Raw genomic sequence first — 25,855 nt, 5'->3', positions numbered from 1 at the left:
CGAGCTCGGCGGGCAGACGAGGGCTGCGCCGAGGAGCTTGCCCGTTAGGCCCGAGGGCCCGCCGGTCTGCGGGTGAGGTCAGGGTGGCGATCGGGGTCGGTGAGCACGGCTTGGGCCACGTCGACCAACCGGTGGTGGTTGGCACGGGCGTAGCGCCTCATCAGCTCGAACGCGAGGTTGACGTCGATGCTGTGGATCCGGGCCAGGGCGCCCTTGGCCTGTTCGATCATGACCCGGCTGTTCAGGGCGCGCTGGAGCTGCTCGGTGAGGACCTCACYGCTGCGGATGGTGCGTTCCTGCAGGAGGGCGATCGTCGCGATGTCGGCGAGCGACTGGACGATCCGCACGTCGCGCGGCTCGAGTGCACCCGTGTCGGTGCTGAAGAGGTTCATCGCGCCGATCACCTTGCGCTGGTGGCGCAGCGGGAACGCGTGGACCGAACGGAACCCGGCCGCGACGGCACGGGGGGCGAAGATCGGCCAGCGCTCGTCGGCTGCCGCCAGGTCGGCGTTCACCACGGACTCGCCGCTGTTGAAGCAGTCGAGACAAGGTCCCTCGCGGTACTGCAGCTGGAAGAGCTCGAGGAGCTTGACCGACTCAGCCGAGGAGGCGACGTAGTGGAGCTGCCCCTGCGGGTTGACCAGCAACAACCCGGCGAAGGCAGCACTGCTGACCTGGGCGGTGTGGTTGGTGAGCGTCTCGAGGAACTCGATGACGTCGAAGTCGTCGACTAGCGTGTCGGCGGCGTCGACAAAGATCTCGGCCAACCGGTCGGTGGAGATCATGCCTGGCCAGTCCTTCCCTTGCGGCTCTCGCCGATCAGTCCCACCGGGTTCACGGCTTGTCCTGGCTCAACCTCAGGTTACCTTGCACGATGTCGCGAGCGACATCGGTGAGGCTCCGGTCGTGGGCGTACGCGTGGGCCCGGAGCCGGGCCATGGCCTCGTCGAGGCTGACCCCGAGGTCGACCATGACCATGCCCTGGGCCTGGTAGACCTCCAGGCGGTAGGCGAGCGCGTCGTCCAGGTGGGCGGTGCGTCCCGGCTCCGTCGCCGTCTGGGTCTCGAGCAACAGGCCCATGGCGAGGTCCGCGAAGGTGAGCGCCTGGGAGAGGGCGCCCTGGGTGAGCGCCCCGGGCTGGTCCCGGTAGATGTCGAGTGCGCCGGCTCGGGCGCGGCCGATCTGGAGCGGGAAGGCGAACACCGCCTTCACCCCCTCACTCTGCGCCGCGGCGGCATACCCGGGCCATCGGCTGCTCCCGTGACCGACCAGGTCCGGCTCGAGGACCGGGCGGCGCGATGCGTAGGCGTCGATGCACGGGCCCTCGCCCAGGGTGAACTGCAGCTCGTCCAGCCTGCGGCTCACCAGATCCGAGGCAGCAACGGTCCCACCCCGGTACGTGTCATCGGTCAGCAGGCTGACCCCGACCCCCTGGGCGGGGAGGTGCCGCGTCAGGGCCGTGCAGAGCCGCTCCATCCGCCCGAAGGGACCTCGGGTGCGCGGGGAAGGGTGGGGCTCGTCGTCGATCAGCTGGTTCGCGTCGCTGCGGCGGGCATCGGCGTCCTGCATCTCAGCGACTCCGGCGTACGCCCGGGAGCGCCCGCCTCAGGTGTGTCACGAGCCCACACTAGACCCGTGCGGACGCTGTCGTTCGGCCCTGCGGAGGCGTAGCGTGGGTGGTCGAGGCTACCCCGGTCCCCGGTGGCGTGTTTCTATCGGTGGAGTCCTCGATGTACAGCCAGTCCTCCCAAGGCGGGTCCCACCTGCGGTTGGTCCCGCGACCACCAGAGCCCCCGCGCGACGAGCGGTCCGGGCGGCCGGCCGACGCGTCGGCGGAACCGCCCCGGCCAACCGCGCTCGCAGCGTTCCGGGAACGGCCGACCTTCACCGTGACCCATCGCGACGAGGGAAGCCTGTGGGTCGTCGAGCTGGCGGGCGAGGCCGACCTGACGAGCCGGGCCGAGCTCGCGAAGGAGCTGGCCCGTGCGGTGTCGACCGACCGGGCTGTCGTGGTCGTCGACATCGCGGGGCTGGCGTTCTGCGACTCGCTCTGCGCCACGGAGGTGATCGAGGCCAACTGCAACGCCCCGCAGACGCAGATGGTGCTGGTGGGCGGCCACGGGATGGTCAGTCGGGTGTTCGACCTCCTCGACCCCGCAGAGACCCTGGCCCGCCACGCCTGACCCCCGCCCGGCCGGAAAGCGCGCCCCTCGACCTTGGGGGACTGGAAGGGAGGGGCGCGCATGACCTGCCCGCGATCGCCGAACCCGCGCTCTGGAATGCGGAAGCCCCAGACGGTTCACCGGTTCGCGACCGTGGTCTGGGGCAGCAGCACCACAGTACGCCCGCCCGACGTCCAGCGGAAGGTGGACGGGTCAGCCGTCGGAGTCCGGTCCCGCTGACTCCTCGGCGCCTGCTTCGGCGCGGATGCGCGCCCACTGCTCCTCGTCCGCCCACTGCGTGTCGCACGCCATGCAGCGGAACGCGAGATGGGGTCGCGCTTCGTGGGAGCCCTTGGCGGGCGGCAGCATCACGCTCGTCGCCTTGGGGGACCCACAGCGTGGGCACTCGTGGTTCGTCATGCCGACCTCCTCCACCGCGTCGTGCGTCCAGTATGCGCACGACCTACCCCGTGCCATGCGCTCGACCTACCCCGTGCCGGTCCGCCCAAACCCGCAGGCGCACCGCCCGGCCGTGCGGCCGGTGAGGTTTGAAGCGGACCGCGCTGGGCACGGCATACCCGAACARCAGTGTCCGGCACGGACGCGGCCGTGCTCGAGGCGGTCAGGGCTGCTGTCACCGACGCGGGTGCGGTGCTGGAGACGATCGCACCCGTCGTGGGTGGGGTCACCCTGAGCGACGGCTCGGTGCTTGCAGCCGACCAGATGGTCGACGGCGGTCCGTCGGTGCTCTACGACGCGGTCATGCTGCTGCCCGGGGCGAAGGGGGTTGCGGCGCTGGCAGCCCGCAGCACAGCGAAGGACTTCGTCTCCGATGCCTTTGCCCACCACAAGTTCATCGGCTACAACACCGCATCGACACCGCTGCTCGAGGGGGCCGGGGTGGCCTCGCTCCTCGACGACGGCTGCATCAAGGTGACCAGGTCCGGGGCGACCAAGTTCGTCCGACGGTGCGCCGCCCTGCGCTACTGGGAGCGAGCGGTCCAGCCCTAGTCGGATGGCGCCCAGCCCGGTCGCCGGACGGGGGGGAGCCGGCGGACCGGGCTGGGCTGACGGGCTGACTCGGCGGTACTCCAGGGGAAGGGCCATCCGCCGAGGTCAGGCCGCTGAACCAGTGTCGGCGGGCGGGCCTGAACGGATCCTGAACGAAGTCCGGCTGTCCTGAGGGGTCCCCGCCACGAGTGGGCCCCGACGCGAGAGGGCCCCGACACGAGTGGGCCCCCGACGCGAGAGGGCCCCCGAAGTGTCGGGGGCCCTCTCCGATGACGGACGGTTCAGCCGCGCGGACCGCCCGGGCCACCGGTGCGGGTCGTGATGGTCTTGAGGTCCTTGCTGACCTCGAGCATGACGGGGGCGCCGGCCTTGGTGCCGAACACGTCATACGAGCCGTCGGGGTCCATGCGGACCGAGGTGACGGTGACGGCGGAGTCCTTGGCCTTGACGGCCGCGGTCACCGTCGACAGGGCCGTGCCGGTGACCGGGGTGTCGTTGGAGCCGCCGCCACCGCCGCCCTGGTGCCCGCCGCCGGGGCCACCGGTGCGGGTCGTGGTGGTCTTGAGGTCCTTGCTGACCTCGAGCATCACGGGGGCGCCGGCCTTGGTGCCGAACACGTCATACGAGCCGTCGGGGTCCATGCGGACCGAGGTGACGGTGACGGCGGAGTCCTTGGCCTTGACGGCCGCGGTCACCGTCGACAGGGCCGTGCCGGTGACCGGGGTGTCGTTCGAGCTTTTCGCGCCAGCCGCCGACTCGCCACCGGCGACGGAGTATGCCGTCGTGCTGGCTGCCGGGGTCGACGCGCCGGAGAACGCTGCGGCGCCGATGACGATGCCGGTCGCGGCGACGAGGCCGGACGCAGCGGTGATGATTTTGGTCTTGATCATGACGGGTGTGGTCCTCTGCTGTCGGTGAGCCCGACGGGTGCCGGGCGATGTACCGACTCTGGGAGCGGGGGCTGTCAGGAACCTATGGCGCTGCTGGGGTGTGGCGGGCAAGTCGGCCAGCACTCAGGTCCGGTTCAGGCGAGGCGTTGCTAGCCTGCTCGGCGTCACTGGTGAGGAGCGGGCGAGGTCGATGAAGCGTTGGTACTCGTGGTCGCTGCAGAGGCGTGTGCTGGTGACCTCGGGTGTCCTGGTCACGGTGATGATCGTGATCGGCATCGCCGCCTTCGCGGTCGCCCTCGACCGCATCCTCTACAGCGCCTCGCAGGACGCCGCACGCGGGAAGGCCACGCAGGTGGCAGAGCTGGTGTCCAGCGGTCAGGTCGCCGCCGCGGAGGCACTGAGCGAGGTGCCTGCTCAGGGGTCCGTGATCCAGGTGCTCGAGAGCAGCGGTCGAGTCGTGACGTCGTCGGAACGACGGCTCGGACAGCGTCCGGTGACGAGCTTGCGGCCGGGCCCGGGGGAGATCGGTGTCGCCCAGGTCGCGACCATCCCCGGTGAGGTGGGTGAGCCCTACGCGATCGTCGCCCAAGGGGTCACCGACCCGACGGGGGAGGCGTACGTCGTCGTGGTGGGGTCGCCCCTCAGCATCGAGACCGACACCGTCCAGACGGCGACGGTGCTGCTGGCGGTCGGATCGGCTGCCCTGCTGGTGCTGCTCCTGTTCCTCGTCCGCCGGGTCCTGCAGCAGGCGCTGGCACCCGTCGAGCGCATCCGCACGCAGGTCTCGCAGATCAGCCAGGTCCGCGGACGCGGCACGATCGACGTCCCGCCCACCGGCGACGAGATCGCGCGCCTGGCCCAGACCATGAACGACATGCTCGGTCGGCTGGAACGAGCGGACGCCGCCACGAGGCGCTTCGTGTCCGACGCGTCGCACGAGCTGCGGAGCCCGGTGGCCACCATCCGCGCGGCGGTCGAGGTCTCCAAGGCGGGCCAGGGACCCGAGGGACCCCACGACGCCCGTGACGCCCTCATCCACGGCGAGGCCCTGCGCATGCAGGGCCTCGTGGACGACCTCCTGACGCTGGCGAAGGCTGACGACGGTGCACCCCTCGCCAGCGACGACGTCGACCTCGACGACATCGTGGACGGCGAGGCCCGGCGGGTCCGCGCCACCGGGGCCGAGGTCGAGGCCGACATCAGCGCGGCCCGGGTGAAGGGCGATGCCGTGCGCCTCGAGCAGATGGTGCGCAACGTGGTGGACAACGCCGTCCGCCACACGACCGGCGCAGTGGTCCTCCAGGTCTGCACGGAGGGCGACACGGTGGTGGTCCGCGTCGACAACGACGGGCCCCCGATCCCCGAGGCCGAGCGGGAGACGGTCTTCGAACGGTTCGCACGCCTGCAGGAGTCCCGCCACCGTGACACCGGCGGCAGTGGCCTGGGTCTGGCGATCGTGCGGACCGTGGCCGTGGCACACGGCGGCACGGCGATCGCTACCCAGACGCCCGCGGGCAACTGTCGCTTCGAGATCCGCCTTCCGGCGGACGGGAACGCGCAGACCTAGACGGCGTCAGCCCTGCGGGGTGCCACCGGACACGGGCATCAGGCGGTAGCCCATGCCTCGGACGGTCTCCAACGAGGTGACGCCGAACGCTGCATCGACCTTGCGGCGCAGGTAGCCGACGTAGACCTCCACGATGTTGTCGCTGCCGTCGAAGTTCGCGTCCCACACGTTGTCGAGGATCTCGGCCTTGGACAACACGACCTCCGGGTGTCGCATCATGAACTGGAGCACGGCAAACTCCTTGGCAGTCAACGAGATCCGGTGACCGTTGCGAGTGACGACGCGTTTGTTGGGGTCCAGCTCCAGGCCGCCCACGGTGAGGCTGACCGGTCGGACCGGGGCCCCGCGGCGTACCAGGGCCCTGAGCCGTGCGACGAGCACGATGAAGCTGAACGGCTTGGTGAGGTAGTCGTCGGCGCCGAGCTCGAAGGCGTCGGTCTGGTCGTACTCGCCGTCCTTGGCGGTGAGCATCAACGTGGGCGCCCAGATCTCGAGTCCGCGGATGTTGCGCAGCACGTCATACCCGTTGCGACCCGGCAGCATGATGTCGAGCACGATGACGTCGTAGGGGTTCTCGGTCGCGAGCCACTGACCGGTGACGCCGTCATGGGCCACATCCACCACGAAGCCCTCGTTCGTCAGGCCGCGCCGGATCGTCTCCGCAAGAGCCTTCTCGTCCTCCACCAGCAGCACCCGCATGACTAGGACCCTGCCCCGCCTACCGGGTGGACGTCCAGTCGCTCGTACCGGCGAAGGCTCGAGGGGAGGGGAATCGGGTGGTGCCGGAGGACCGCCCACGCAGCCGCGGCGGCAGCGAGCACCGCGACGGCCACCGTCCAGGAGGCCACGACGTCGGTGAGCCAGTGGTAACCGAGGTAGAGGCGGCTGGCGCCCACGGCTGCGCTCGCGACCACCCAGCCCAGGACGACGAGGACCCGTGCCGCGCGGCCTCGCGTCCGGGCGAGGAGCAGGCCCGCGACGAGTCCGAAGAACACGGTGGAGAAGAGCGTGTGGCCGGACGGAAAGGCGAAGCCGCTGTCGAGCGGCCCCAGGACGTCCGGGGCCGGTGGCCGGTGTCGCCCGACGAGGTGCTTGAGGCCGACGGTGAGGACGGCGGCGACACCCATGCTCCCCGCGAACAGGACGGCGGTGGCCCAGGCGCGCTTCGTGATGACCAACCAGGCCACGACGAGGAAGGTCAGGATGCCGATGGAGGGCTCGCTGCCGACGGTGGTGACGACCTGCGCCGCGCCGCTGAGCAGGGGCGTACGGGACCGGACCAGCCAGTCGGTGACGGCGGGGTCGTGGACGGCGAGGTCGCCGTGCTCCCCGGCGCCGTCCGCGAGCACCGCGGTCAGCGCGACGCAGGCGGCCACGACGGGCGCTGCCGCGAGGCCGGGTATGCCGCGCAGCCGGCCGAGCGTGCGGGCGGTGGTTCGGGGCGGTGCGACGGGCGCCGTCGACTGAGACAAAGAGGTCCTCCAGCAGTGTGTTTCGTCTACTGTCGGGTATCTGGACTGAAGCCTTCCTGAGAGTCGGGGGGCCTGAGGAGTGGCCAACGGTGGTCGCTCAGGAAACCTTCAGGCGCAAGACGTGATGGTTGGCCCAGCCCCGTCGGCGCCGCCAACCAGGAGCAGGTCATGACCATGCCAGTCCACGCACCTCCTCGTGCGTCGTTCGCTGGGCATCCCGGGAAGGCCCCCGGCAGGGTCGCGTTCCTGCGGGTGGCCGGCGCCGTGGCGCTTGCGGTGGCTGCCCTCGTGTGGGTGTTTCCCCGCGTCACCGGCGCGGCGTGGTCCGGCATCGCCTCAGTCCTCATCGGCGTGCGGTGGTGGGAGCTGGGGATGTTGACCGCGGTGTGGGCGGCGGGCCTCCTGGCCTACTCGTTCGTCCTCACTGGTGCGCTCCCGGGGCTGAGCCGGCGCCGCGCCCTGACGCTGAACCTGACCGGGAGCGCTGTCTCGAATGTCGCCCCGATGGGAGGCGCCTTCGGTGTCGCGGCCAACCTGATGATGGTGAAGGCCTGGCGGTTCCGTCCGTCCGCCTTCGCGGCCTTCACCGTCGTCACGAACATCTGGGATGTCATGGGCAAGCTGGCGCTTCCCATCGTGGCGCTCGTGACCGTCCTCGGGAGCCGGGACCTGACCAGCTCCACCCTGCGAGCGACCGCGCTGACCACGTGCGTGGTCCTCGGGGTGCTCCTGACGACCATCGTCCTCGTGCTGCGCAGCGACCGGTTCGCTGTAGTCGTCGCCCACGCCTGCACGCTCCTCCTGCGGGGACTCGCGCCGCGCCGCGTCGCCCCACGGCTGGAAGGCTTCGAGCCGGCCCTGCTGGACACCCGCGCGCGGGTGAGGGCGGTGATCGCCCGGACCTGGCCACAGCTGACGGGGGGGACGATCGCCTACCTGGCGCTGCAGGGCGTGCTGTTGTGGGCCTGCCTGCGCGTGGTGGGCGCCACCCCGTCCCTCAGCGTGGTGGTCGCGGCGTTCGCGGTCGAGAGACTCCTCACCCTGGCCGTGATCACGCCGGGCGGTGCCGGACTGGCCGAGGCCGGGTCGGCAGGTGTGCTGGTGGCACTGGGAGTCGACCCCCTCATGGCCGCTGCGGGGATCCTGCTCTTCCGCGCCTTCACCTTCCTGCTCGAGATCCCCGTCGGCGGACTGTGGCTCGGCGGCTGGGTCGTCGCCCGTGCCCGCGCTGTGCGGCAGGCCGCATGAGGATCCTGCACGCCACCGACACGTACGGTCCGACGGTCGGGGGCATCGAAGTCATGGTGCGCGACCTCGCCGCTCGCCAGGCTGCCGCCGGCCACGACGTCACGGTCCTCACCCGCACCCCGGGCCCCGCCTCCAGCGGCCCGGCTCCGGTCGCCGTGATCCGGGACCCGGACCGCATGGCCGACCTGGTGCGCCGTGCCGACGTGGTGCATGTCCACGTGTCCGCCTATTCGCCGCTGGCGCTGCGCACCGCAGAGACGGCCGCGGCACTGGGCGTCCCGGCCGTCGCCGCGGTCCATTCCATGTGGGGCAGCGGGTGGCCGCTGGTGCGAGCCGTCGCGGGGGTTCGGAGCTGGTTGACCGCGCCCATCCAGTGGGCAGCCGTGAGCGAGGCGGCGGCCGGACCCGTGCGACGAGCCCTGCCCGGACGCAGTGTCGTCGTGCTTCCGAACGCCGTGGATGTGGGGGCGTGGGCTCCATCCGTGAGCGTCGCAGACAGTGGCCCGGTCACGATGGTCTCGGTCATGCGGATGGCGCGACGCAAGCGACCCCTGGCCATGGTCGAGGTCCTGCGTCGCGTGCGGCAGGACCTGCCTGCCGACGTACCGGTCCGCGCGGTCCTCGTGGGCGACGGACCGCAGCGCCCCGCAGTCCTGCGTGCGGTGTCGCGCCACGGCCTCGACAGCTGGGTGTCGGTGCCCGGGGCGATGGACCACGCCGAGATCAAGGCGCTGTACAGGACGGCCGACGTCTTCCTCGCGCCCGCCACCCTCGAGTCGTTCGGTATCGCGGCGCTGGAAGCCCGGGCGGCGGGCCTGGCCGTCGTCACCCGTTCCGGCACGGGGGTGAGCGACTTCGTGAACCACGAGCGGGAGGGCCTCGTGGCCAGGACGGACGAGGAGCTGGCCGGGGCGCTCCTGCGACTCTGCACGGAGCCACGTCTGCTCGCCGACCTAAAGGCCCACAACGCGAGTCACCCACCGCGGTTCGACTGGTCGGACGTCCTGTGGCGCAACGCGTACGCGTACGAACAGGCCGGCGAGCTCGTCCACCGGCCGACGCAGACCAGTCCTCAGGCGCGGCTCCAGGACCTGCGTCCCGAGTCAGCTGTCTGAATGAGAACGGCCAAGCCGTTTGGCCCGGCCAGGACGGGGTACGAGCGCATCGTCACAGCCGCGATCGAGCGAGGAGCCAGACCATGACGGAGCACGCGACGCCCACCGAGGATGCGAACACGTCGATGCAGGACACCGGAGCCCCCGCCATCGGCCAGGACGAGGAACAGCAGGACGGCGGTCCCGGCTCGCACACCGAGGACGGGACGGGCGGAGCAGTGGACGACCCGGCCAGCGGTGGGGTGCCCGAGAAGGCCGACAGCGACGACTGACGTTCGGCTGGCCCGGCCGGACCGATTCCACAGCCAGGGCTGACCCGCAGGAGGTGCACCACCCTCTGCGGGTCAGCCCTTGTCGCGCCGCAGCATGCCCAGCGGAAGCACCAGCCAGTTGACGGCGAAGAGCACGAGGGCGGCCGCGGCCGCAGCCAGGGCCCGCCCGGTGTCCGTCACCACGTCGAAGATGACGAAGGCGACGGCTGACACCGCGAGGGCCAGTGCGACCAGCCCGACGCGGGCACAGTGGTTGGCCAGGGTGACCAGAGCTGCTTTCTCGCCCTTCCGGAACAGCAGGCGATGGGCGCTGACGGGGGCGACCAGGAAGGCCGTGGCGACCACCGCGAGGGCGAACGCGACCAGGAAGACCACCCGGTCGAGGTGCTCGATCTGGGTGAACCGCTGCTGGAAGGGAAGGGTGAGCAGGAACCCGGCCAGGATCTGGACGCCGGTCTGCACCACGCGCAGCTCCTGCAGCAGCTCGTCCCAGTTGCGGTCGAGGCGCTCCAGAGGAGTCTCGTCGCGACCGTCGTGGGCGCTGGTGGCCTCGCTGTCACTGTTCATGGCACAGATCTACCCCTGATTCGCGCCTGCAACCAGACTCCATCCTCTGTCGGCCGCATCCTGATCCCTTCCGTCGCAAATCCCTTTCGTCGTAAGGCAACTCGCCGCTCGGTCATGAGTGCTGGGACCACCGGGAGACCGCCTGCCCTTGCGCTCGGCCGGGCGTGGTGGTTGTGTGAGGGCAGACACATCGGTCCAAAAGCGGTGCCGTGTCCCATCACTCGAGGGGATGCCCATGGCACTCGCGACACCGCTTCCGACCACCCACCTTCCGACCATGCTCCCTCCCGCTGAGCACGACCACGCGGGCCCGGACACCCCGGACCACGCCAGGGCGGAGCAGTTGCTCGCCGAGGTCGAGTCCTGTCACGACCGATGGCGTCGCGGCGAGCTGCGGCGTGAGGCAGTCGTCCTCACGCTCGACCTCGTCGACGGCGTGGCACGGCGCTACCACGGCCGAGGCATGGAGCGTGACGACCTCGTACAGGTGGGCCGGATGGCCTTGGTGAAGGCGGCGAAGGGGTACCGCTGCGGTCTCGGCAGCAGCTTCGCGGCATACGCGGTCCCGACGATCTCGGGTGAGATCAAGCGGCACTTCCGCGACCAAGGCTGGCTGGTCCGTCCCCCGCGACGCCTCCAGGAGCTGCGGGCCGAGGTGGCTGGCGAGCGGGAGCGGCTGCGCCAGGTGCTCCAGCGCGAACCCACCGACTCCGAGCTGGCCGAAGGGCTCCAGCTCACCGTCGACCAGGTGCGCGAGGTGCACTCGTCCTCGATGGCCTACCACGCCATGCCGCTCGACCTGGTCGAGGGACCGGGTCTGGCTGGGGACGACCGCTGGTTCGACGACGTCGTCGTGGCGCGTGAGGCGCTCCGCACTGCGTTGGTGGGACTGGGCGAACGCGACCTGTTGATCGTTCGTCTGCGGTTCGTCGAGGAGAAGACCCAGTCCGAGATCGGGGAGGTGCTGGGGGTCAGCCAGATGCAGGTGTCACGGCTCCTGGCCTCGATCCTCCAGCGTCTGCGTGACTCCTTGGCGCCGGAGGCCGAAGGCGACCGATCGTGACGGCGACCGATCGTGAAGCTGGGCCACGTCCGCTCCTGTGGGAGAACGGACCTGAGGCCCTCGTCGACCAGGCGCTCCTGCAGGTGACCTGAACGGGTCCGCCGCGCGGGCAGGTTCAGGGCCTCGCGCCCCACGTCCCGGAGACAGGCTCCGGCTTGGCGTCCTGCAGGGCGTCGAGGAGGGCTGCGAGGTCCTGGAACGTGAGCTCCGCGCCGGCGGCCTCCAGTTCGGGTGCGCTGGTCCCACCGGTGGCGACCCCGATCGCCACCGACCCGATCCTGGTGGCGGCCTCCATGTCCCACACCGAGTCGCCCACCACCACCACGTCCTCGGCGTCGAGCCCGGCGCGGTCGAGGGCTGCGGCGAGGACGTCTGGCGCCGGCTTGGTGCTGTCGACGTCGTCTCCGGTGACGATCACGTCGAAGTCGGGGTGGTCGAGGACCTCCATCATCGCCCAGAGGTCCCGCTCCCCGCCCGACGAGGCGAGGCCCACGGTCAACCCGGCGTCACGGCACCAGTTCAGCAGCGCCCGCGCCGCCGGTAGGGGGTGGAGTCGCTCGTGCCAGGTGCCGAAGAGGATGTCGTGGGCCGAGGTGATGTCCGAGTCCTGGCTGCGGTCCCGTCCCTCGCCGAGCAGGTGGTGCAGCAAGTGGTCGGCGCCCATCCCGACCGTGTGGTGCACGGCCGCCATGGGACGGGAGTGACCGAACTGCTGGAGGGCCTCCCACCAGCAGAGGGTGTGCACGTAGGTCGAGTCGACCAGGGTGCCGTCGAGGTCGAAGACGATCCCGCTCGCCCTCGTGAGACTGTCGGACATGGTTCCTCCTGCGCCCACGAACCTCCGGGCGGTTGTTCCTGCTCCTGCATGGTGCCCGCGATCCCGCCCGCCCAAACCTGCAGGTTTGCAGCTCGTGGCGCCGGGTAGGACCCGGGCGGTGACGCGCCCGCTCGCTCGCGTCGCCGGCATTCCGCGTCCCAGCGAGTGCACAGGAGGTCACCATGCCTGCACGCAAGCCCGGCCCGTCGGTGAAGGACCCCGAGATGTACGAGGCGCTGCGCGACGACGGCGCGAGCAAGGAGAAGGCGGCCCGCATCTCGAACGCCGCCTCGAACACGTCGCGGCGCGCTGTGGCCGCCAAGGGCGGTCGCAGCGGCGACTACGAGGACTGGACGAAGCAGGACCTCCTGAAGCGCGCCCGGCAGATCGGGATCGAGGGACGCTCCTCGATGTCGAAGAGCCAGCTGATCACGGCCCTTCGGGATCACTGAGAGCGCCAGTCACACCGACAGCACGGCGAGTACTGAGAACACTGAGGCAACCACGATGAACAGCTATGTGTCGCACCTTCGCCCCGATGGCACGATGTTCCCGCCCGTCACGCCGGACCCGCCTCCGCCGCCCGGGTACGAAGCGCCCCCGGAGCTCGAGCCGATCCCGTCCGAGCCATCCGGGACCGATCCGGAGGCGGCTCCCACCAACGGTTCCGCGCCACGGAAGCAAGAACCCCCGGACTGAGCCCGGGCGCCGCTCCCGAGGCGCGCGGCGCTGGCGAGGTGACTCGCTCAGAGGCTCTCGACGACGTGCCGCGCAACGTCCCTGAGCTTTTCGTTGCGGGTGCTCGACCAGCTCCGGAGCAGCTCGAAGGCGGCGTCTGCGTCCAGGCCATAGCGCACCATCAACGCGCCCTTGGCCCGCTCGATCACCGCGCGTTGCTCGATCACCCGGGAGGCTTCCTCCCACGCGTCGGTGTGCACCTGGCGTTCCAGGGAGTCCGTGACGTCCACCATGAAGCCGTGGACGGCGACGACTCGTCCGTCGAGCACGATGCCCTCTCCCACCGAGATGACGTGCCGCACCGCGCAGTCGGCGGTGACGATCCGGTGCGGCTGGGTGAACGGCTGGCCCGACTCGAGCGTCTGACGCATCGTTGCCGCCGTCTCGGCCTGGTCGTCCGGGTGCTTGTAGGACAGGATCCGGTCAGTGGTCAGTGGTGCCTCACCGGCGGAGAGTCCGTGGATGTCGAACATCTCCGCGGACCACCACCAGGTGTCGGTGAGGGTGTCGTAGCGGAAGCGTCCGAGCGCGGTCGCTCGGGGCGGCTGCGCAGCAGCATCGGTGACGTGGTCCTCGGTGCAGCCGTCGGTGGTGGGGCTCGATTCAAGAGCCGACATGGGGTCCTCCGTGACAGGTGTCCGCTCACAAAGCGGAAGTGAAACGAAAGGGCTGCTGCTTAACCCGGCGTCATCATAGGACTCGGGGGCCAGCATCGTGCAACACGGCGCGACGTGCCTGGCAGAGGGGCACGGTCGGCGACGTTTGGTGGTGTCGGGAACGGGTACGAGCACGCCGTGACCGATGGATTCGCCCTTGGCGGGGGTTGGTTGATGTATGCCTGCATGCTGGGCGCCTTGGCCTTCGTCCTCCTGCGGCGGCAGGGGTGAAGGCCGCTCGCCGGCCGGGGCGTCGCACAGGCGCTGCGGGCCTGTCTGCGGCGCTTCTGGTGGCGCTGTCGGGATGTGTGGTCCCGGCTCCCGATGCCGGCGCCTTCCGGGCCAATGCCAAGGCGGCTCTGGGGTCGGCGGTCAGCGAGGCGCGGACCGGCGCGCTGGTGCTGCGGTCGCGCCTCGACGGGAAGGTGACGAACGCCTATGCGGACACGGTCGTCACCGAGAGCGAGTCGGCGATCGGTCCCATCGAGGACAGCTTCGGCAACGTCGACCCACCGGGCAGCAGGGAGGACCACCTGCGCAGCGACGTCATGGCGATGCTGGGTGACACCGCCGATGCCTTCGCGTCCGCCCGGATCTCGGTACGGCGCAACGACGCGGTCCAGATGCGTTCCAGCGCAACGGAGCTCACCGAGCTTGCGGACCGCATGGAGCACGCGAAGGACGGTCTCGGGTGAAGAAGCTCTTCGCCGTCGCCCTCGGGATCCTCACGGCCATCGGTGGTTTCGTGGACATCGGCGACCTGGTGACCAACGGCCTCGTCGGTTCCCGGTTCGGTATGTCGCTCGCCTGGGTGGTCGTCGTTGGGATCGTCGGGATCTGCGTCTTCGCCGAGATGAGCGGACGGGTCGCGGCCGTGTCCGGCCGGGCGACGTTCGACCTCGTCCGCGAGCGGCTCGGTCCGCGGATGGGCCTGGCCAACCTCGTGGCTTCCATGGCCGTCACGCTCCTCACCTTCATCGCCGAGATCGGCGGCGTCGCCCTGGCCCTCCAGCTGGCGACGAGCGTGAACCCTTACCTGTGGATCCCGGTCGTGGGTGCGGCGGTGTGGCTGGTCCTCTGGCGGGTGAAGTTCTCCTTGCTGGAGAACGCCTTCGGCCTCGCAGGTCTCTCGCTCATCGTCTTCGCGGTGGCGTTGTGGAAGCTGGGTCCGGACTGGGAGGCGCTGTGGCGGCAGGCCTCCCAGCCGCTCGTGCCGCACGACGAGAGTCACTGGACCTACGTCTACTACGCCATCGGGCTCTTCGGGGCCGCCATGACGCCCTACGAGGTCTTCTTCTTCTCCTCCGGCGGGGTGGAGGAGAACTGGACCGCCAGGGATCTCGGCACGATGCGGGCCAACGTGTTCATCGGCTTCCCCCTCGGAGGCCTGCTCTCCCTGGCCATCGCGGCGACGGCGACCGTGGTCTTCCAGCCCGCGGCGATCCAGGTCGGATCCCTGGGGCAGATCGCGTTGCCGGTCACCATCGCCCTGGGCAAGGTGGGGCTCGCGCTGGTGCTCCTCGGCTTCTTCGCGGCAACGTTCGGAGCGGCCTGTGAGACGGGCCTCTCGGTCGGCTACAGCGTCGCACAGTACTTCGGCTGGCAGTGGGGGAAGTACGTCGAACCGTTGCGGGCTGCGCGGTTCCACACGGTGCTGCTCCTCTCCTCGATCGTGGCCGTGGGTGTCCTGCTGACGACGATCGACCCGATCATGCTGACCGAGTACTCGGTCGTCTTCAGCGCCATCGCGCTCCCCCTGACCTACTTCCCGATCCTGGTGGTGGCCAACGACCGCACGTACATGGGCAAGCACGTCAACGGGAAGGTCGCCAACGCGTTGGGCAGCGTCTACCTGTGCCTCGTGGTGGTGGCGGCTGCCGCCGCGATCCCGCTCATGGTCGTCACGAAGGCAGGCCAGTGACGATGACCCGGAGCAGCGAGAACCCTGGCGCCGTCCGACACAGGGTGGTGCTCCGCATCCTCGACCACCAGATCGTCGGTCCTGACGACGAGCTCCTCGGCAACGTCGACGACCTCGAGCTGGTCGTCTCCCACGACGGGTGGTTCGTGACCGCCCTGCTGGTCGGTCCCGCCGCCCTGGGACGGAGGCTTCCGGGCAGGCTCGGGAGGTGGACCATCGCGATCTGGCGACGACTCCAGACCACCCCCGACGCCCAGCCCGCGCGGGTGGCCATCCGCGACGTGCGCGACATCGGGTCGGCCATCACCGTGAGCCGGAGCGCCGCGAAGTCGCTGACCGCGGCGTTCGGGCTCGAGTGGTGGCTGCGCGAGTTCGTCGTCTCGCGGATCCCGGGCGCGAAAGGTGGCGGCGACGAGCGGGACGAGGGCAGGCCCGCCGAGGCCCAGGGCGTGAAGGCGCCCCGGCGCACGACGGCGGTCTCGGGTCGCGCGGTGCGCACCTGCTCGACGGCAGACGTGATCGGCGCGCACGTCTTCGCCCACGACGGGTCGGAGCTCGGGGTGGTCCACGAGCTCCTCTGCGTCGAGCCTCCCGCCGGTCGGGCGCGGGAGCACCTGCAGGTCACCCACGTCGAGTACGGGCACCACCAGTCGGGGTCGGAGCTCGGCTACGACGCCGATGCCAGGCAGGGGCCGCTGGTGGTGGGCGCAGCGGTCAGGCGGTGGCAGCGCGGTCACCGAGTCGCCCCCATCGAGGACGTCCTCGACGTGGACGTCGAGGCCGGCACGCTGCGGGTCGCCTCCCACGCGGAGCATGTGCACCCGCATGCGCTCTAGGGCGCAATCCTTGACAGAACCCGACATTTCGGATCATGATCGCAAGGCTTCAAGCAGTCGGGGCATCCCTTGACGACGCCCCCGGAGGCCGCTCATGACCGAGTTGATGAAGCCCGTCGGGCCTGCTGAGGCCCCACTGGACGTGACGGCGATCGCGGAGTCCACCTTTCCGTCGGTGCGCGAGCTGCTCACCGAGCTCGCCGCCCTGGAGGATGCGACGCGGGTGCCCAGCGCAAGGGGGCGCGAGCGGGTAGCCGCCCTGGCGCGCGAGCAGGAGATCATCGAGGAGCTGCACCGCCGGTGTCCCGAAGGTCGTCAGCCCAGCTGATCACCCGTTCTCGATGCGGTCAGGAACTGGCCGGAATGCTTCCTAGGCTGGTGCCAGGACCTCCGAAGGGGAGGTCGCGACGAGAGGACCAGCCATGGACTACAAGATCGAGCTCATCCCCATCTCCGTCACCGACATCGACCGCACCAAGGCCTTCTACGAGGACGTCGTCGGGTGGCCCGCTGACCAGGACCAGGTGGTGGAGGAGGCCGGTCTGCGCTTCGTGCAGATCACGCCGCCGGGCTCGGCCTGCTCGTTCTGCTTCGTCAAGGGCATGCAGATGCTGGGCGAGGGCATGCAGCAGTACCTCCAGCTCGTGGTGGCGGACGCCGACGCAGCCCACGCCGAGCTCAAGGGTCGCGGGGTCGAGGTGACGGACGTCGAGGACCTCCCCTGGGGTCGGTTCACCCACTTCGAGGACCCGGACGGCAACCACTTCGCGCTGCAGGAGCTGCCCGACTACGCAGCCGGACTGGCGGCCCGCGAGGCAGCAGTCGCAGCTGGTGCGGCCTCCTAGGAGGCCGACTGACGGGCTCCCTCGGGATGCCGTGCGCGGCGCAGGACCAATCCGGCGACCAGGGCGCCGAGAGTGCCGAGCGCCTCGTCGCCGAGGGTGTCCTGGTATGCCGTGTCCAGCTCGGTGCCATGGCGGATGAAGGTGTACCACTCGCCCAGCTCCCACCCGATGGCGAGCACCGCGCCGAGCCCTGTCACGAGCAGCACTCGTGACCACGGTGCCCGGATTCCTTGCAGGAGCAGCAGACCCAGGCCACCGCACAGCAGCACCCAGTTGACGAAGTGGTTGGCGTCGTCCCACCACGTCACTGAGTCGTAGAGGTCGAGGGTGTTTCCCGTGACGTCGATCAGGAACGGCGCCATCACGAGCGCGAAGGCCCCCCACGGGACCACGACGTCCTTTCCGCGGTGGGCCAGCCACCACGCGACCGGCACCACGAGCATCATCACGGGGTAGGCGACCAGTCGGGCACCGAAGGCCTTGCCCTCGAACTGCTGCAGCCCGCTCGCGAACGTCCCGAGTCCCAGTTGCACGACGGTCAGCGCCAGGACGGCGTCCGGCGCCCACCACCCGGGCAGTCGTCTCGCGTCGTGGGTCATGGGGTGATCATCCCGGACGCGGCCCACTGACGGGGGACGGATTCCTGCGACCAGCCACGCCGCCGCCTCCGGCCGGCACCCAGCGCACCCGGTCACGCGGCGTAGACGGCCACCTCGCTCGCCTTGACCGTCAGCACGACCTCCGAGCCGGGAGCGAGCGCGAGCTCGGCGAGTGCCGCCGGGGTGATGTCCGCGGAGAGGTATGCCGTGTGCACCCGCACCTGGTGGCCGTGCGGTTCCAGGTCGGTCACCGTCGCGTGCACGACGTTGCGCGGGCTGCCCTCGGGTGCCGTGCGGTAGACGCCGACGGCGTTCGGGCTGAAGACTGCGACGGCTGCCGAGCCGTCGGCCAACACGTCCTCGGACAGGCCTTCGACCCGGAGACCCTCCGGGGTGGAGACCGCCGTGCCGTGGGCGGTTCCGCGCACCAGGTTGAGGCCGGCGATGCGTGCGGCGAACCGGCTGGTGGGTCGGGTCAGCACCCGTGTGGTGGGGCCCTGCTCGACGACGGTGCCCTCCTCGATCACGGCGACGTCGTCGGCGAGCAGCACGGCGTCGAGGATGTCGTGGGTGACGACGACCGTGGTCCGCCCCTCGAGCACGCGGCGCAACAGCTGACGGAGGGCCGGCGCGGAGTCGACGTCGAGGGCCGAGAGGGGCTCGTCCAGCAACAGCAGGTGGGGTTCGGTGGCGAGGGCGCGGGCGATCGCCACGCGCTGGGCCTGGCCGCCGGAGAGCGCGGCGGGTCGCCGGTCCGCGAACGCCTCGGCATCAACCCGGGCCAGCCACTCGCGCGCCACGTCGCGAGCCCGGCCGCGCGGCATACCGCTGCTGCGGGGGCCGAAGGCCACGTTGTCGAGCACTGACAGGTGCGGGAAGAGACGGGCCTCCTGCGCCAGGAGGGCCACGCCGCGGGCATGGGGCGGCACCCAGGTGACGTCGCCGTCGTCGTTGCGGGAGTAAAGGATCCGGTCGTCGAGGGTGATGCGTCCCGAGGCGGGGCGCAGCAGCCCGGCGATCGAGGCGAGCGCGGTCGACTTGCCGGCGCCGTTGGGGCCGAGCAGCGCGAGGGTGCGCCCGGCCGCCACCGCGAGGGTCAGGTCGACCCCTCGGTCAGGGAAGCCCACGCGGGCGTCGAGCCTCACGGTGCTGTCCTTGTCACGGTGCTGTCCTTGTCACGGTGCTGTCCATGTCGGGGTGCTGTCCATGTCACAGTGCGGCCCTCGACCGCCGGGTGAGGGCGATGACGACCGTCGCGACGACGACCAGCACCAGCGACAGCGCCACGGCGGCCTGCGGGTCGGTCTCGCGCTGGAGGTAGATCTCCAGGGGAAGCGTGCGGGTCACGCCCTGCAGGCTGCCGGCGAAGGTGATGGTCGCGCCGAACTCGCCGAGGGCGCGCGCGAAGGCCAGCACCGCCCCGGAGGCGAGGCCGGGCAGCACCAGCGGCAGGGTGACCCGCAGGAACACCGTCGTCGGACGCGCGCCGAGGGTGGCTGCCACCTCCTCGAACCGCTCGCCCCCGGTGCGCAGGGCACCCTCGAGGCTGACCACGAGGAACGGCAGTGCCACGAACGTCTGGGCCATCACGACGGCAGTGGTGGAGAAGGCGATCTGCAGGCCCAGGACCTCCATGGAGTGACCCAGCAGACCTCGTCGGCCGAAGGTGTAGAGCAGGGCGATACCACCGACCACGGGTGGCAGGACGAGGGGAAGCAGCACGAGCGATCGGGCGATCGACTGGCCCCAGAACTCGGTGCGCGCAAGGACGAGCGCCATGGGCACACCGAGGAGGATGCACAGGAGGGTGCTCACCAGGGAGGTCCGCAGGCTCAGGGCCAGCGCCGCCCGGGAGGACTCGGACGTGATGAGCGTGCCGAAGCTGCCCCACTCGACCCGGGTGAGCATGGCCACCAGCGGGAGGACGACGAAGACCGCGCCCACTGCGGCGGGGACGAACACCCAGGCGGGCAGTCCCAGCCGCGGTCGGCCTCGGTGGTGGGGAGGGACCTGGGGCACGAGAGGCACGCTACGGCTTGGCGAACCCGGCGGCCGCGAGGATCCCCTGGCCGAGGTCGCCGGTGACGGCCTCGACGAAGGCCTTGGCGGCGGCCGCGTTCCTGCTGCTCTTGAGGGTCGCGATCGGGTAGGTGTTGACGGCCGAGGAGGACTCGGCGAACTCGATCCCCTCGACCTTGTCGCCCGCGCCCTTGATGTCGGTGACGTAGACGAGGCCGGCGTCCGCCTCCTTGGTCGTGACCTTGCCCAGGACGTCGGTGACGGACTGCTCCTCACTGACCGGCTTGAGGTCGAGCTTGGCGGCGGCCTCGACCTTGGCCGCGGCCGACCCGCACGGGACGGCAGGGGCGCACAGCACCACCTTCACGCCCGGCTTGGCCAGATCGGCCAGGCTGGCGACCCCGGCCGGGTTGCCGGGTGGCACCGCGATCTCGAGGGTGTTCGAGGCGAAGTCCACCGGGGCGTCCGCCGTGAGCGAGTCGCCGGTGGCCTTGTCCATGTTCGTGGTGTCGGCCGAGGCGAAGACGTCGGCGGGCGCCCCCTGCTGGAGCTGGGCGACCAGGTCGGACGAGCCGGCGAAGTTGAAGGTGACCTGCACGCCTGGGTGGGCCTTCTCGAACTCCGCGCCGATCTCGGTGAACGTCTTCTTCAGCGAGGCTGCCGCGAAGACCGTCACGGTGCCGGTGAGGTCGTCGCTGGAGCCGGACGAGGTCGACGACGAGCCGCTCCCCTTCGGCGACCCGTCGTCCGTCGAGGATCCCGCCCCGCAGGCAGCGGTGGTCAGGAGGAGCCCGGCCAGGGCCAGGGCGGGCAGGGCGCGGCGGAACGAGGTCATGACGCTCCTTCGGGAGTCTCGACGATGACGGTGGTGGACTTCACCACGGCGATGGCCACCGACCCGAGCTCGAGCCGGAGGTCGTCCACCGCCTCAGAGCTCATCAGCGACACGACCCGGAACGGGCCGCACTGCATCTCCACCTGGGCCATGACGGTGTCGCGCTTGATGTCGGTGACGAGGCCGACGAACCGGTTCCGGGCTGACCGCCCGACGCCGCTCGGGTCGGCGACCGCGTGCGCCTGGTCGCGGGCGAGGAGAGCCACCTGGTAGCCGTCGACGACCATGCGTCCGGCCTCGTCGGCTTCGGCCTGCAGGGCGCCGCTGTCGACCCAACGGCGCACGGTGTCGTCGCTCACGCCCAGGAACGACGCGGCGTCCTTGATCCTCATCAGCGGCATGAACACGACCATACCTCCGCACCTGCGGCGACGCACGGCCCTTGCATCCGCTGACGAGGGCGACGCCGGTGCTGTCGGCCGGTGCTGTCGGCCGGTGCTGTCGGCTAGGGCTCAGTCCGGCTCGGGCTCAGTCCGGCTCGGGTTCCGGCGGCTCGTCGGCGCCCTCACGCTCGTCGCGGTCGGCCCACTCGACCAGCTGGTCGATCTCGAACACGGCGTCGTCGATCCCTGCGTGCAGGTCGCCGAGCTCGGCGTAGCGCGCCGGCATCGTCGCGATGGTGAAGTCGTCGGGGACGACGCTGTCCACCTCGTCCCACCGGATCGGCGCCGACACGGTGCCGATCGGGTTGCCACGCACCGAGTAGGCCGCAGCGATCGTGTGGTCCCGGGCGTTCTGGTTGTAGTCGACGAAGAGGTCTGCGGGGTCGCGGTCCTTGCGCCACCAGGTCGTGGTGACGTCGTCGGGGGCGCGGCGCTCGACCTCGCGGGCAAAGGCCAGCGCAGCCCGACGCACGTCCTTGAAGCCCCACTCCGGCTTGATCCGCACGTAGATGTGCATCCCCGACCCCCCGCTGGTCTTGGGCCAGCCCACCGCGCCCAGCTCGTCGAGCACCTCGTGGGCGACGTGGGCCACGCGCTGCACCCGGTCCCACGGGCAGTCGGGCCCCGGGTCGAGGTCGATCCGCCACTCGTCGGGCTTCTCGACGTCGGCCCGGCGGCTGTTCCACGGGTGGAACTCGACGGTCGACATCTGCACCGCCCAGATGACCTGGGCGAGCTCGGTCACACACAGCTCGTCGGCCGTGCGGTTCCAGCGCGGGAAGGTCACGCGCACCGTCTCGAGCCACGGCGGGGCCCCGTGGGGGACCCGCTTCTGGTGCACCTTCTCGCCGGCGACGCCCTCGGGGAACCGGTGCAGCATGCACGGCCGCTCGCGCAGTGAGTTGACGATCCCGTCGCCCACCGACAGGTAGTAGTGGACGAGGTCGAGCTTGGTCTCGCCGCGGGCGGGGAAGTAGACGCGGTCGGGATTGGAGATGCGCACCTCGCGCTCCCCGACCTCCACCTCGACCGCGGGTGACTTCGCCTTGGGTGCCATCCCCCCACGCTACGGGTGGGTATGCGGTGCCGCTAACGGGCGTCTCCTCCCTGCGCCGCTCCTTCGTCGCGTCGCAGCGGCCTCGTCGTCGACGCCCGTGCCGCCACGCACGCGGCATACCTCACCTTTATCGGGTGTAGGGACAAAGGTCGGGTTCACCCGGAATCGGTTCCGGGGCGAAGCCGAGGCTTCTCCGTAGACCCGATGAGGGTGGGGCGGGGCGGTCGTATGCTCGGCGCATGCTCGAACAGAAGCGCGTCCTCGCCACCAGCATCCCCGGCCCCAAGAGCCAGGCCCTCCAGCAGCGCAAGCTGGCCGCGGTGTCGGCCGGCGTGGGCACCGGTCTCCCCGTCTACATCGAGCAGGCCGCCGGCGGCATCCTGCGCGACGTCGACGGCAACCAGCTCATCGACTTCGGCTCTGGCATCGCCGTGACGACCGTGGGCAACGGCAACCAGCGGGTCATCGACGCCGTGACCGCGCAGATCAACGACTTCACGCACACCTGCTTCATGGTGACGCCCTACGAGGAGTACCTCGAGGTGGCCGAGGTGCTGGCCGAGGTCACTCCCGGCACGCACGAGAAGCGTTCGGCCCTCTTCAACTCCGGCTCCGAGGCCGTTGAGAACGCCGTCAAGGTGGCCCGCCACGTCACCGGGCGGCAGGCCGTCGTCGCGTTCGACCACGCGTACCACGGTCGCACCAACCTGACGATGGGCCTGACCGCGAAGAACATGCCCTACAAGCACCGCTTCGGGCCGTTCGCGAGCGAGATCTACCGCGTGCCGATGGCCTACCCCTACCGCTGGCCGACCGGCCCGGAGGCCTGTGCCGACGAGGCGTTCGCCGAGTTCGTCGACCTCGTCCACGCCCAGGTCGGCGAGGACAACACCGCGGCCGTCATCCTCGAGCCGATCCAGGGCGAGGGCGGGTTCATCGTGCCCGCACCGGGATTCATGAAGAAGGTCTCCGACTGGTGCACCGAGCAGGGGATCCTGTTCATCGCCGACGAGGTGCAGACCGGCTTCTGCCGCACCGGCGACTGGTTCGCGTCGGAGCACGAGGACGTCGTCCCCGACCTCATCACCACCGCCAAGGGCATCGCGGGTGGCATGCCGTTGGCGGCCCTCACCGGTCGTGCCGACGTCATGGACGCGATCCACGTCGGTGGCCTCGGTGGCACCTACGGTGGCAACCCCGTCGCGTGCGCCAGTGCGCTCGCGGCCATCGAGACGATGAAGGCCGACGACCTCGCTGGGCGGGCGCGTGCCGTCGAGGCGCTGTTCCGCCCGCGTCTGGAGGCGCTGGCCGACAAGTACGGCGTGGTCGGTGACATCCGTGGCCGCGGGGCGATGCTGGCGGTCGAGCTGGTCAGCGACCTCGAGCGCAAGACCCCCGACGCCGACCTCACCGGCCGCATCAACAAGGCCTGCCACGCGCGGGGTCTGGTCACCCTGACCTGCGGCACGTTCGGCAACGTCTTCAGGTTCCTCCCGCCGCTGTCCGCGGGCGACGACCTGCTCTCCGAGGGTCTCGACATCCTCGAGGAAGCGTTCGCCGAGTCGGTCTGACCACCACTCTCGACTGGGACTCGGGCGCGACGCTTGGCGCGCCCCTGCCTGGGAGTGTTTACGTGGACGTTGCGTGTCGGTCACCGGCCGGGTCTGGTTCCCCTGTTACAAAAGGTGAGACCCGGCCAAGTATGAGTTGGCCGGGTCTCGTGTCTCCCGAGGGAGACTGGCCTCCCGAAGGAGGTTCGCTGATCGTGGCCCATCCTCGCCACCTCGCGCAAGAGGTCGGCCGCCTCCAGGTCGAGGGTATGCCGGAGGGCAGCATGGCGGGCAGGTTCAGGCGTGCGTCGGGGCCAGACGCGGTGGCGCTGAGGGACCTCGAGAAGGCGRCCAACCTCCTCGCGCTCGCTCATGTCTTCCCGCCCGAGGTGCACCCGTACCCGGACCAGGTCGTGCTCGACCGGTGGCGCGACGTCCTCGTCGACCCCGCCGTCACCACCCTGGTCGCGGAGGACGGCGACGGGTTGACGGCCTTCGCCGCGTTCGACGGGACCACGCTGCTGCACCTCGCAGTCAGGCCCGACCACTGGGGGTCGGGCCTGGCCGCGATGCTGATGGACGTCGTCCCCAGCCGCCAGCTCTGGTGCCTCCGGGAGAACCACCGGGCGAGGAGGTTCTACGAGCGCCTGGGGTGGCGCCCGACGGGCCGGGAGAAGCCGGAGCCGTTCGTGCCGCACCCCGTGCTGCTGGAGTACGAGCGCGACTGACCCGCGCAGTCAGTCCCCGTGGACCGGCTGGAAGTAGTGCTTGTCCGCGTAGCGCCCCACCTTCGCGCCGATCTGGGCGCCCACGACGTCCGCGGTGCGGAAGTGGATGCCACCCCAGACCCGCGCGTCGATGACCTCGTCCATGGCCGTCGACAGCCGGGAGAAGGTGCGCACCTCGCCCGGGTAGCGGCCGGAGGTCAGGTGGATCGTCACCTTGTCCGTGCCGAAGAACGAGTCCACGGCGGCGAGGGTGGCACCGGTGACGCACCCGTGGCCCGAGGGGTGGTCGGGGAACGGCGGGTTCGACAGGGGAGGTGTCGTCGCGGTCGACGGGTCGAAGAGCGGGAGCCAGGTCGGGTCGGCGACGGTTTCCGGGTTGCCGTCGGTGTCGGCCTCACGGATGGCGGCGACCGGGCGCCAGAACTGCCAGTAGTACTTGTCGTTCCAGCAGGAGATGGCACCGTCGGCACCGGCGAGGCTCATGCTCGCCAGCAACCGTGCGGCGTCCGCGGCGCCGAGGTCATGTCGCGTGATGAGGTCGCGGGCCATCCCGTGCCACAACGGTGCGGGCGCCGTCTGCCAGAAGATCGCGGTCTTCGTCTGGGCGGGGGTCCGGCTGGTGCTCGTGAGCGAGCCCAGCTCCTTGACCTCGGTGAAGTCCTTCGTGTACTTGCGACTGGTCAACGCGTTCGGGCCGGCGGACCTGAACTGGCCCGGGCTGCTGATGAGGAACGGCCGCAGGTTGCCCACCCAGGCGTCTGGGTCGAGGGCGCCGGCGGGGAACGGCCGCCAGTCGCCAGCGCCGGTGCCGAGGTTGAAGGTGAACGGCGCCATGAAGCCGTCTCCCACGCGGGAGGCGAGCATCGCCGTGGCCGCCGCTTCACCCGCCCTGACTCCTTCGTCCTCTGCTGCGCCGTCCGGGACGGCTGCGAGGGTGGCCGAGAGGGCGCCGTCGAGCGTCGCCTGCTGTGCCGGGGCCAGGGCCACGAGCACGTGGTGGGCTGCGGTGGCGACCGCTGCGTCGGTGGAGGCTCCTGCGCCGATCCCCAATTCGTCGAGGTCGAGCAGGTAGGGCTGGTGTCCGCGGTCGATGGCGTTGACCGCGTCGTACACGGCGCCAGCCACCATGGCCGTGCCGCGGGCCTGGCCGTGGGCCGTGGGCCGCAGGCTCGTGGTGATGGCCTGGGCCCGGAGGTTCCACTCCAGCAGCACCGTGGCGCTGGCCGGCGCGTGCGGAGCCGGGTGCGCGGTGGCTGGGGTGCCCGCGGTGGCGGTGAGGGCGACGCCGAGGGCCGTGGTCAGGGTGAACCCTGCCCCGCGGCGCCACGTGCGCGCTCGTGAGTGGTGTGGAGTTGCTGCGTGCTGGACCGTCCCTGCTCCGGCCCGAGAGCGTGCTCTCATGGCTGGTCCCTTCGACGGGGGCCCACGGAAGCATGAGCGGGAC

The 25,855-nt window shown here is 70.7% G+C and carries 31 protein-coding genes; 15 read left to right on the top strand and 16 right to left on the bottom strand.

Annotated elements, in window-relative coordinates:
- Window positions 1-44: 44 nt before the first annotated feature.
- Window positions 45-785, bottom strand: coding sequence for a GAF domain-containing protein (locus AC1DX8_RS16875; RefSeq protein WP_477631102.1), 741 nt, complete (start codon window positions 783-785; stop codon window positions 45-47).
- A gap of 49 nt (window positions 786-834) precedes the next feature.
- Window positions 835-1,569, bottom strand: coding sequence for a GAF and ANTAR domain-containing protein (locus tag AC1DX8_RS16870; protein WP_477631101.1), 735 nt, complete (start codon window positions 1,567-1,569; stop codon window positions 835-837).
- A gap of 320 nt (window positions 1,570-1,889) precedes the next feature.
- Between AC1DX8_RS16870 and AC1DX8_RS16865 the strand changes: the two genes are divergently transcribed.
- A complete protein-coding gene (locus AC1DX8_RS16865) occupies window positions 1,890-2,183 on the top strand; it encodes an STAS domain-containing protein (protein WP_477631100.1) in 294 nt (97 codons plus the stop codon).
- Between the two features lie 192 nt (window positions 2,184-2,375).
- Here the strand turns inward: AC1DX8_RS16865 and AC1DX8_RS16860 are convergent, their stop codons facing one another.
- Window positions 2,376-2,582 (bottom strand): hypothetical protein, encoded by a 207-nt coding sequence (locus AC1DX8_RS16860; RefSeq protein ID WP_477631099.1) that lies wholly within the window; start codon window positions 2,580-2,582, stop codon window positions 2,376-2,378.
- Window positions 2,583-2,750: 168 nt separating this feature from the next.
- Here AC1DX8_RS16860 and AC1DX8_RS16855 point away from each other — a divergent pair, with 168 nt between their 5' ends.
- Window positions 2,751-3,173, top strand: coding sequence for a hypothetical protein (locus tag AC1DX8_RS16855; protein WP_477631098.1), 423 nt, complete (start codon window positions 2,751-2,753; stop codon window positions 3,171-3,173).
- 281 nt (window positions 3,174-3,454) lie between these two features.
- Here the strand turns inward: AC1DX8_RS16855 and AC1DX8_RS16850 are convergent, their stop codons facing one another.
- Window positions 3,455-4,063 (bottom strand): hypothetical protein, encoded by a 609-nt coding sequence (locus AC1DX8_RS16850; protein ID WP_477631097.1) that lies wholly within the window; start codon window positions 4,061-4,063, stop codon window positions 3,455-3,457.
- A 232-nt stretch (window positions 4,064-4,295) separates the two neighbouring features.
- On the opposite strand from AC1DX8_RS16850, the gene AC1DX8_RS16845 reads away from it, so the two are divergent.
- Complete coding sequence (locus tag AC1DX8_RS16845; RefSeq protein WP_477631096.1) at window positions 4,296-5,630, top strand: sensor histidine kinase; 1,335 nt, start codon at window positions 4,296-4,298, stop codon at window positions 5,628-5,630.
- Window positions 5,631-5,636: 6 nt separating this feature from the next.
- Here AC1DX8_RS16845 and AC1DX8_RS16840 read toward each other — a convergent pair whose 3' ends face one another.
- Together AC1DX8_RS16840 and AC1DX8_RS16835 are read right to left on the bottom strand one after the other, a co-directional pair.
- Entirely contained in the window at window positions 5,637-6,329 is a 693-nt protein-coding gene (locus AC1DX8_RS16840) for a response regulator transcription factor (RefSeq protein WP_477631095.1), read from the bottom strand.
- A gap of 2 nt (window positions 6,330-6,331) precedes the next feature.
- Window positions 6,332-7,102, bottom strand: coding sequence for a phosphatase PAP2 family protein (locus AC1DX8_RS16835; protein WP_477631094.1), 771 nt, complete (start codon window positions 7,100-7,102; stop codon window positions 6,332-6,334).
- Between the two features lie 168 nt (window positions 7,103-7,270).
- On the opposite strand from AC1DX8_RS16835, the gene AC1DX8_RS16830 reads away from it, so the two are divergent.
- From AC1DX8_RS16830 to AC1DX8_RS16820, 3 genes are all read left to right on the top strand, one after another.
- Window positions 7,271-8,350 carry a lysylphosphatidylglycerol synthase transmembrane domain-containing protein gene (locus AC1DX8_RS16830; protein ID WP_477631093.1) on the top strand — a complete coding sequence of 360 codons (1,080 nt, stop codon included), beginning with the start codon at window positions 7,271-7,273 and terminating at the stop codon, window positions 8,348-8,350.
- The gene (locus AC1DX8_RS16825) at window positions 8,347-9,465 is read left to right on the top strand and encodes a glycosyltransferase family 4 protein (protein ID WP_477631092.1); all 1,119 of its coding nucleotides are present in this window, start codon (window positions 8,347-8,349) and stop codon (window positions 9,463-9,465) included. The genes AC1DX8_RS16830 and AC1DX8_RS16825 overlap by 4 nt, the downstream gene beginning before the upstream one ends.
- Before the next feature lie 83 nt (window positions 9,466-9,548).
- Entirely contained in the window at window positions 9,549-9,737 is a 189-nt protein-coding gene (locus tag AC1DX8_RS16820; protein ID WP_477631091.1) for a hypothetical protein, read from the top strand.
- 72 nt (window positions 9,738-9,809) lie between these two features.
- Here AC1DX8_RS16820 and AC1DX8_RS16815 read toward each other — a convergent pair whose 3' ends face one another.
- Window positions 9,810-10,304 carry a DUF6328 family protein gene (locus tag AC1DX8_RS16815; RefSeq protein WP_477631090.1) on the bottom strand — a complete coding sequence of 165 codons (495 nt, stop codon included), beginning with the start codon at window positions 10,302-10,304 and terminating at the stop codon, window positions 9,810-9,812.
- Between the two features lie 277 nt (window positions 10,305-10,581).
- Between AC1DX8_RS16815 and AC1DX8_RS16810 the strand changes: the two genes are divergently transcribed.
- Window positions 10,582-11,367 carry a sigma-70 family RNA polymerase sigma factor gene (locus tag AC1DX8_RS16810; RefSeq protein ID WP_477631089.1) on the top strand — a complete coding sequence of 262 codons (786 nt, stop codon included), beginning with the start codon at window positions 10,582-10,584 and terminating at the stop codon, window positions 11,365-11,367.
- Between the two features lie 115 nt (window positions 11,368-11,482).
- Here AC1DX8_RS16810 and AC1DX8_RS16805 read toward each other — a convergent pair whose 3' ends face one another.
- Entirely contained in the window at window positions 11,483-12,184 is a 702-nt protein-coding gene (locus AC1DX8_RS16805; protein WP_477631088.1) for an HAD family hydrolase, read from the bottom strand.
- 182 nt (window positions 12,185-12,366) lie between these two features.
- Here AC1DX8_RS16805 and AC1DX8_RS16800 point away from each other — a divergent pair, with 182 nt between their 5' ends.
- Window positions 12,367-12,636: a DUF7218 family protein gene (locus tag AC1DX8_RS16800; protein ID WP_477631087.1), complete on the top strand. Its 270-nt coding sequence runs from the start codon at window positions 12,367-12,369 to the stop codon at window positions 12,634-12,636.
- Between the two features lie 294 nt (window positions 12,637-12,930).
- Here AC1DX8_RS16800 and AC1DX8_RS16795 read toward each other — a convergent pair whose 3' ends face one another.
- The gene (locus AC1DX8_RS16795) at window positions 12,931-13,539 is read right to left on the bottom strand and encodes a PAS and ANTAR domain-containing protein (RefSeq protein ID WP_477631086.1); all 609 of its coding nucleotides are present in this window, start codon (window positions 13,537-13,539) and stop codon (window positions 12,931-12,933) included.
- 329 nt (window positions 13,540-13,868) lie between these two features.
- Here AC1DX8_RS16795 and AC1DX8_RS16790 point away from each other — a divergent pair, with 329 nt between their 5' ends.
- From AC1DX8_RS16790 to AC1DX8_RS16770, 5 genes are all read left to right on the top strand, one after another.
- A complete protein-coding gene (locus AC1DX8_RS16790; RefSeq protein ID WP_477631085.1) occupies window positions 13,869-14,273 on the top strand; it encodes a hypothetical protein in 405 nt (134 codons plus the stop codon).
- Window positions 14,270-15,499: an NRAMP family divalent metal transporter gene (locus AC1DX8_RS16785; RefSeq protein WP_477631084.1), complete on the top strand. Its 1,230-nt coding sequence runs from the start codon at window positions 14,270-14,272 to the stop codon at window positions 15,497-15,499. The genes AC1DX8_RS16790 and AC1DX8_RS16785 overlap by 4 nt, the downstream gene beginning before the upstream one ends.
- A 2-nt stretch (window positions 15,500-15,501) precedes the next feature.
- Window positions 15,502-16,335, top strand: a complete 834-nt coding sequence (locus AC1DX8_RS16780) for a hypothetical protein (RefSeq protein ID WP_477631083.1) — start codon at window positions 15,502-15,504, stop codon at window positions 16,333-16,335.
- Window positions 16,336-16,429: 94 nt separating this feature from the next.
- Window positions 16,430-16,663: a hypothetical protein gene (locus tag AC1DX8_RS16775; protein WP_477631082.1), complete on the top strand. Its 234-nt coding sequence runs from the start codon at window positions 16,430-16,432 to the stop codon at window positions 16,661-16,663.
- 94 nt (window positions 16,664-16,757) lie between these two features.
- A complete protein-coding gene (locus tag AC1DX8_RS16770) occupies window positions 16,758-17,180 on the top strand; it encodes a VOC family protein (protein WP_477631081.1) in 423 nt (140 codons plus the stop codon).
- Here AC1DX8_RS16770 and AC1DX8_RS16765 read toward each other — a convergent pair.
- The 6 genes from AC1DX8_RS16765 to ligD all read right to left on the bottom strand — a co-directional run bounded on the left by AC1DX8_RS16765 (window position 17,177) and on the right by ligD (window position 22,133).
- Window positions 17,177-17,779, bottom strand: coding sequence for a DUF2238 domain-containing protein (locus AC1DX8_RS16765; RefSeq protein ID WP_477631080.1), 603 nt, complete (start codon window positions 17,777-17,779; stop codon window positions 17,177-17,179). The two genes, AC1DX8_RS16770 and AC1DX8_RS16765, sit on opposite strands and share 4 nt — an antisense overlap.
- Before the next feature lie 92 nt (window positions 17,780-17,871).
- Window positions 17,872-18,924, bottom strand: a complete 1,053-nt coding sequence (locus AC1DX8_RS16760) for a sulfate/molybdate ABC transporter ATP-binding protein (RefSeq protein WP_477631079.1) — start codon at window positions 18,922-18,924, stop codon at window positions 17,872-17,874.
- 64 nt (window positions 18,925-18,988) lie between these two features.
- Window positions 18,989-19,798: an ABC transporter permease gene (locus AC1DX8_RS16755; protein WP_477631078.1), complete on the bottom strand. Its 810-nt coding sequence runs from the start codon at window positions 19,796-19,798 to the stop codon at window positions 18,989-18,991.
- Between the two features lie 10 nt (window positions 19,799-19,808).
- A complete protein-coding gene (gene modA, locus AC1DX8_RS16750) occupies window positions 19,809-20,633 on the bottom strand; it encodes a molybdate ABC transporter substrate-binding protein (protein ID WP_477631077.1) in 825 nt (274 codons plus the stop codon).
- On the bottom strand, window positions 20,630-21,034 hold the full coding sequence (locus AC1DX8_RS16745) for a TOBE domain-containing protein (RefSeq protein WP_477631076.1): 405 nt from the start codon (window positions 21,032-21,034) through the stop codon (window positions 20,630-20,632). The genes modA and AC1DX8_RS16745 overlap by 4 nt, the downstream gene beginning before the upstream one ends.
- A 127-nt stretch (window positions 21,035-21,161) precedes the next feature.
- Window positions 21,162-22,133 carry a non-homologous end-joining DNA ligase gene (ligD, locus tag AC1DX8_RS16740; RefSeq protein WP_477631075.1) on the bottom strand — a complete coding sequence of 324 codons (972 nt, stop codon included), beginning with the start codon at window positions 22,131-22,133 and terminating at the stop codon, window positions 21,162-21,164.
- 239 nt (window positions 22,134-22,372) lie between these two features.
- On the opposite strand from ligD, the gene gabT reads away from it, so the two are divergent.
- Both gabT and AC1DX8_RS16730 read left to right on the top strand, forming a co-directional pair.
- Entirely contained in the window at window positions 22,373-23,704 is a 1,332-nt protein-coding gene (gene gabT / locus AC1DX8_RS16735) for a 4-aminobutyrate--2-oxoglutarate transaminase (protein WP_477631074.1), read from the top strand.
- Between the two features lie 194 nt (window positions 23,705-23,898).
- The gene (locus AC1DX8_RS16730) at window positions 23,899-24,411 is read left to right on the top strand and encodes an N-acetyltransferase family protein (RefSeq protein WP_477631073.1); all 513 of its coding nucleotides are present in this window, start codon (window positions 23,899-23,901) and stop codon (window positions 24,409-24,411) included.
- Between the two features lie 9 nt (window positions 24,412-24,420).
- On the opposite strand, the gene AC1DX8_RS16725 is transcribed toward AC1DX8_RS16730, so the two are convergent.
- Window positions 24,421-25,812, bottom strand: coding sequence for a vanadium-dependent haloperoxidase (locus AC1DX8_RS16725; protein ID WP_477631072.1), 1,392 nt, complete (start codon window positions 25,810-25,812; stop codon window positions 24,421-24,423).
- Window positions 25,813-25,855 lie beyond the last annotated feature (43 nt).

This window comes from Pedococcus sp. P2_A3, from assembly GCF_056405035.1.
This window is presented reverse-complemented; position numbering and strand designations above follow the sequence as displayed.

Excerpts from the sequence above, each read along its gene's own strand:
- AC1DX8_RS16870 (WP_477631101.1), bottom strand. The coding sequence starts at position 1,569 with ATGCAGGACGCCGATGCCCGCCGCAGCGACGCGAACCAGCTGATCGAC.
- AC1DX8_RS16860 (WP_477631099.1), bottom strand. The coding sequence starts at position 2,582 with ATGACGAACCACGAGTGCCCACGCTGTGGGTCCCCCAAGGCGACGAGC.
- AC1DX8_RS16850 (WP_477631097.1), bottom strand. The coding sequence starts at position 4,063 with ATGATCAAGACCAAAATCATCACCGCTGCGTCCGGCCTCGTCGCCGCG.
- AC1DX8_RS16840 (WP_477631095.1), bottom strand. The coding sequence starts at position 6,329 with ATGCGGGTGCTGCTGGTGGAGGACGAGAAGGCTCTTGCGGAGACGATC.
- AC1DX8_RS16830 (WP_477631093.1), top strand. The coding sequence starts at position 7,271 with ATGACCATGCCAGTCCACGCACCTCCTCGTGCGTCGTTCGCTGGGCAT.
- AC1DX8_RS16825 (WP_477631092.1), top strand. The coding sequence starts at position 8,347 with ATGAGGATCCTGCACGCCACCGACACGTACGGTCCGACGGTCGGGGGC.
- AC1DX8_RS16820 (WP_477631091.1), top strand. The coding sequence starts at position 9,549 with ATGACGGAGCACGCGACGCCCACCGAGGATGCGAACACGTCGATGCAG.
- AC1DX8_RS16815 (WP_477631090.1), bottom strand. The coding sequence starts at position 10,304 with ATGAACAGTGACAGCGAGGCCACCAGCGCCCACGACGGTCGCGACGAG.
- AC1DX8_RS16810 (WP_477631089.1), top strand. The coding sequence starts at position 10,582 with ATGCTCCCTCCCGCTGAGCACGACCACGCGGGCCCGGACACCCCGGAC.
- AC1DX8_RS16805 (WP_477631088.1), bottom strand. The coding sequence starts at position 12,184 with ATGTCCGACAGTCTCACGAGGGCGAGCGGGATCGTCTTCGACCTCGAC.
- AC1DX8_RS16800 (WP_477631087.1), top strand. The coding sequence starts at position 12,367 with ATGCCTGCACGCAAGCCCGGCCCGTCGGTGAAGGACCCCGAGATGTAC.
- AC1DX8_RS16795 (WP_477631086.1), bottom strand. The coding sequence starts at position 13,539 with ATGTCGGCTCTTGAATCGAGCCCCACCACCGACGGCTGCACCGAGGAC.
- AC1DX8_RS16780 (WP_477631083.1), top strand. The coding sequence starts at position 15,502 with ATGACCCGGAGCAGCGAGAACCCTGGCGCCGTCCGACACAGGGTGGTG.
- AC1DX8_RS16775 (WP_477631082.1), top strand. The coding sequence starts at position 16,430 with ATGACCGAGTTGATGAAGCCCGTCGGGCCTGCTGAGGCCCCACTGGAC.
- AC1DX8_RS16770 (WP_477631081.1), top strand. The coding sequence starts at position 16,758 with ATGGACTACAAGATCGAGCTCATCCCCATCTCCGTCACCGACATCGAC.
- AC1DX8_RS16765 (WP_477631080.1), bottom strand. The coding sequence starts at position 17,779 with ATGACCCACGACGCGAGACGACTGCCCGGGTGGTGGGCGCCGGACGCC.
- modA (WP_477631077.1), bottom strand. The coding sequence starts at position 20,633 with ATGACCTCGTTCCGCCGCGCCCTGCCCGCCCTGGCCCTGGCCGGGCTC.
- AC1DX8_RS16745 (WP_477631076.1), bottom strand. The coding sequence starts at position 21,034 with ATGCCGCTGATGAGGATCAAGGACGCCGCGTCGTTCCTGGGCGTGAGC.
- ligD (WP_477631075.1), bottom strand. The coding sequence starts at position 22,133 with ATGGCACCCAAGGCGAAGTCACCCGCGGTCGAGGTGGAGGTCGGGGAG.
- gabT (WP_477631074.1), top strand. The coding sequence starts at position 22,373 with ATGCTCGAACAGAAGCGCGTCCTCGCCACCAGCATCCCCGGCCCCAAG.
- AC1DX8_RS16725 (WP_477631072.1), bottom strand. The coding sequence starts at position 25,812 with ATGAGAGCACGCTCTCGGGCCGGAGCAGGGACGGTCCAGCACGCAGCA.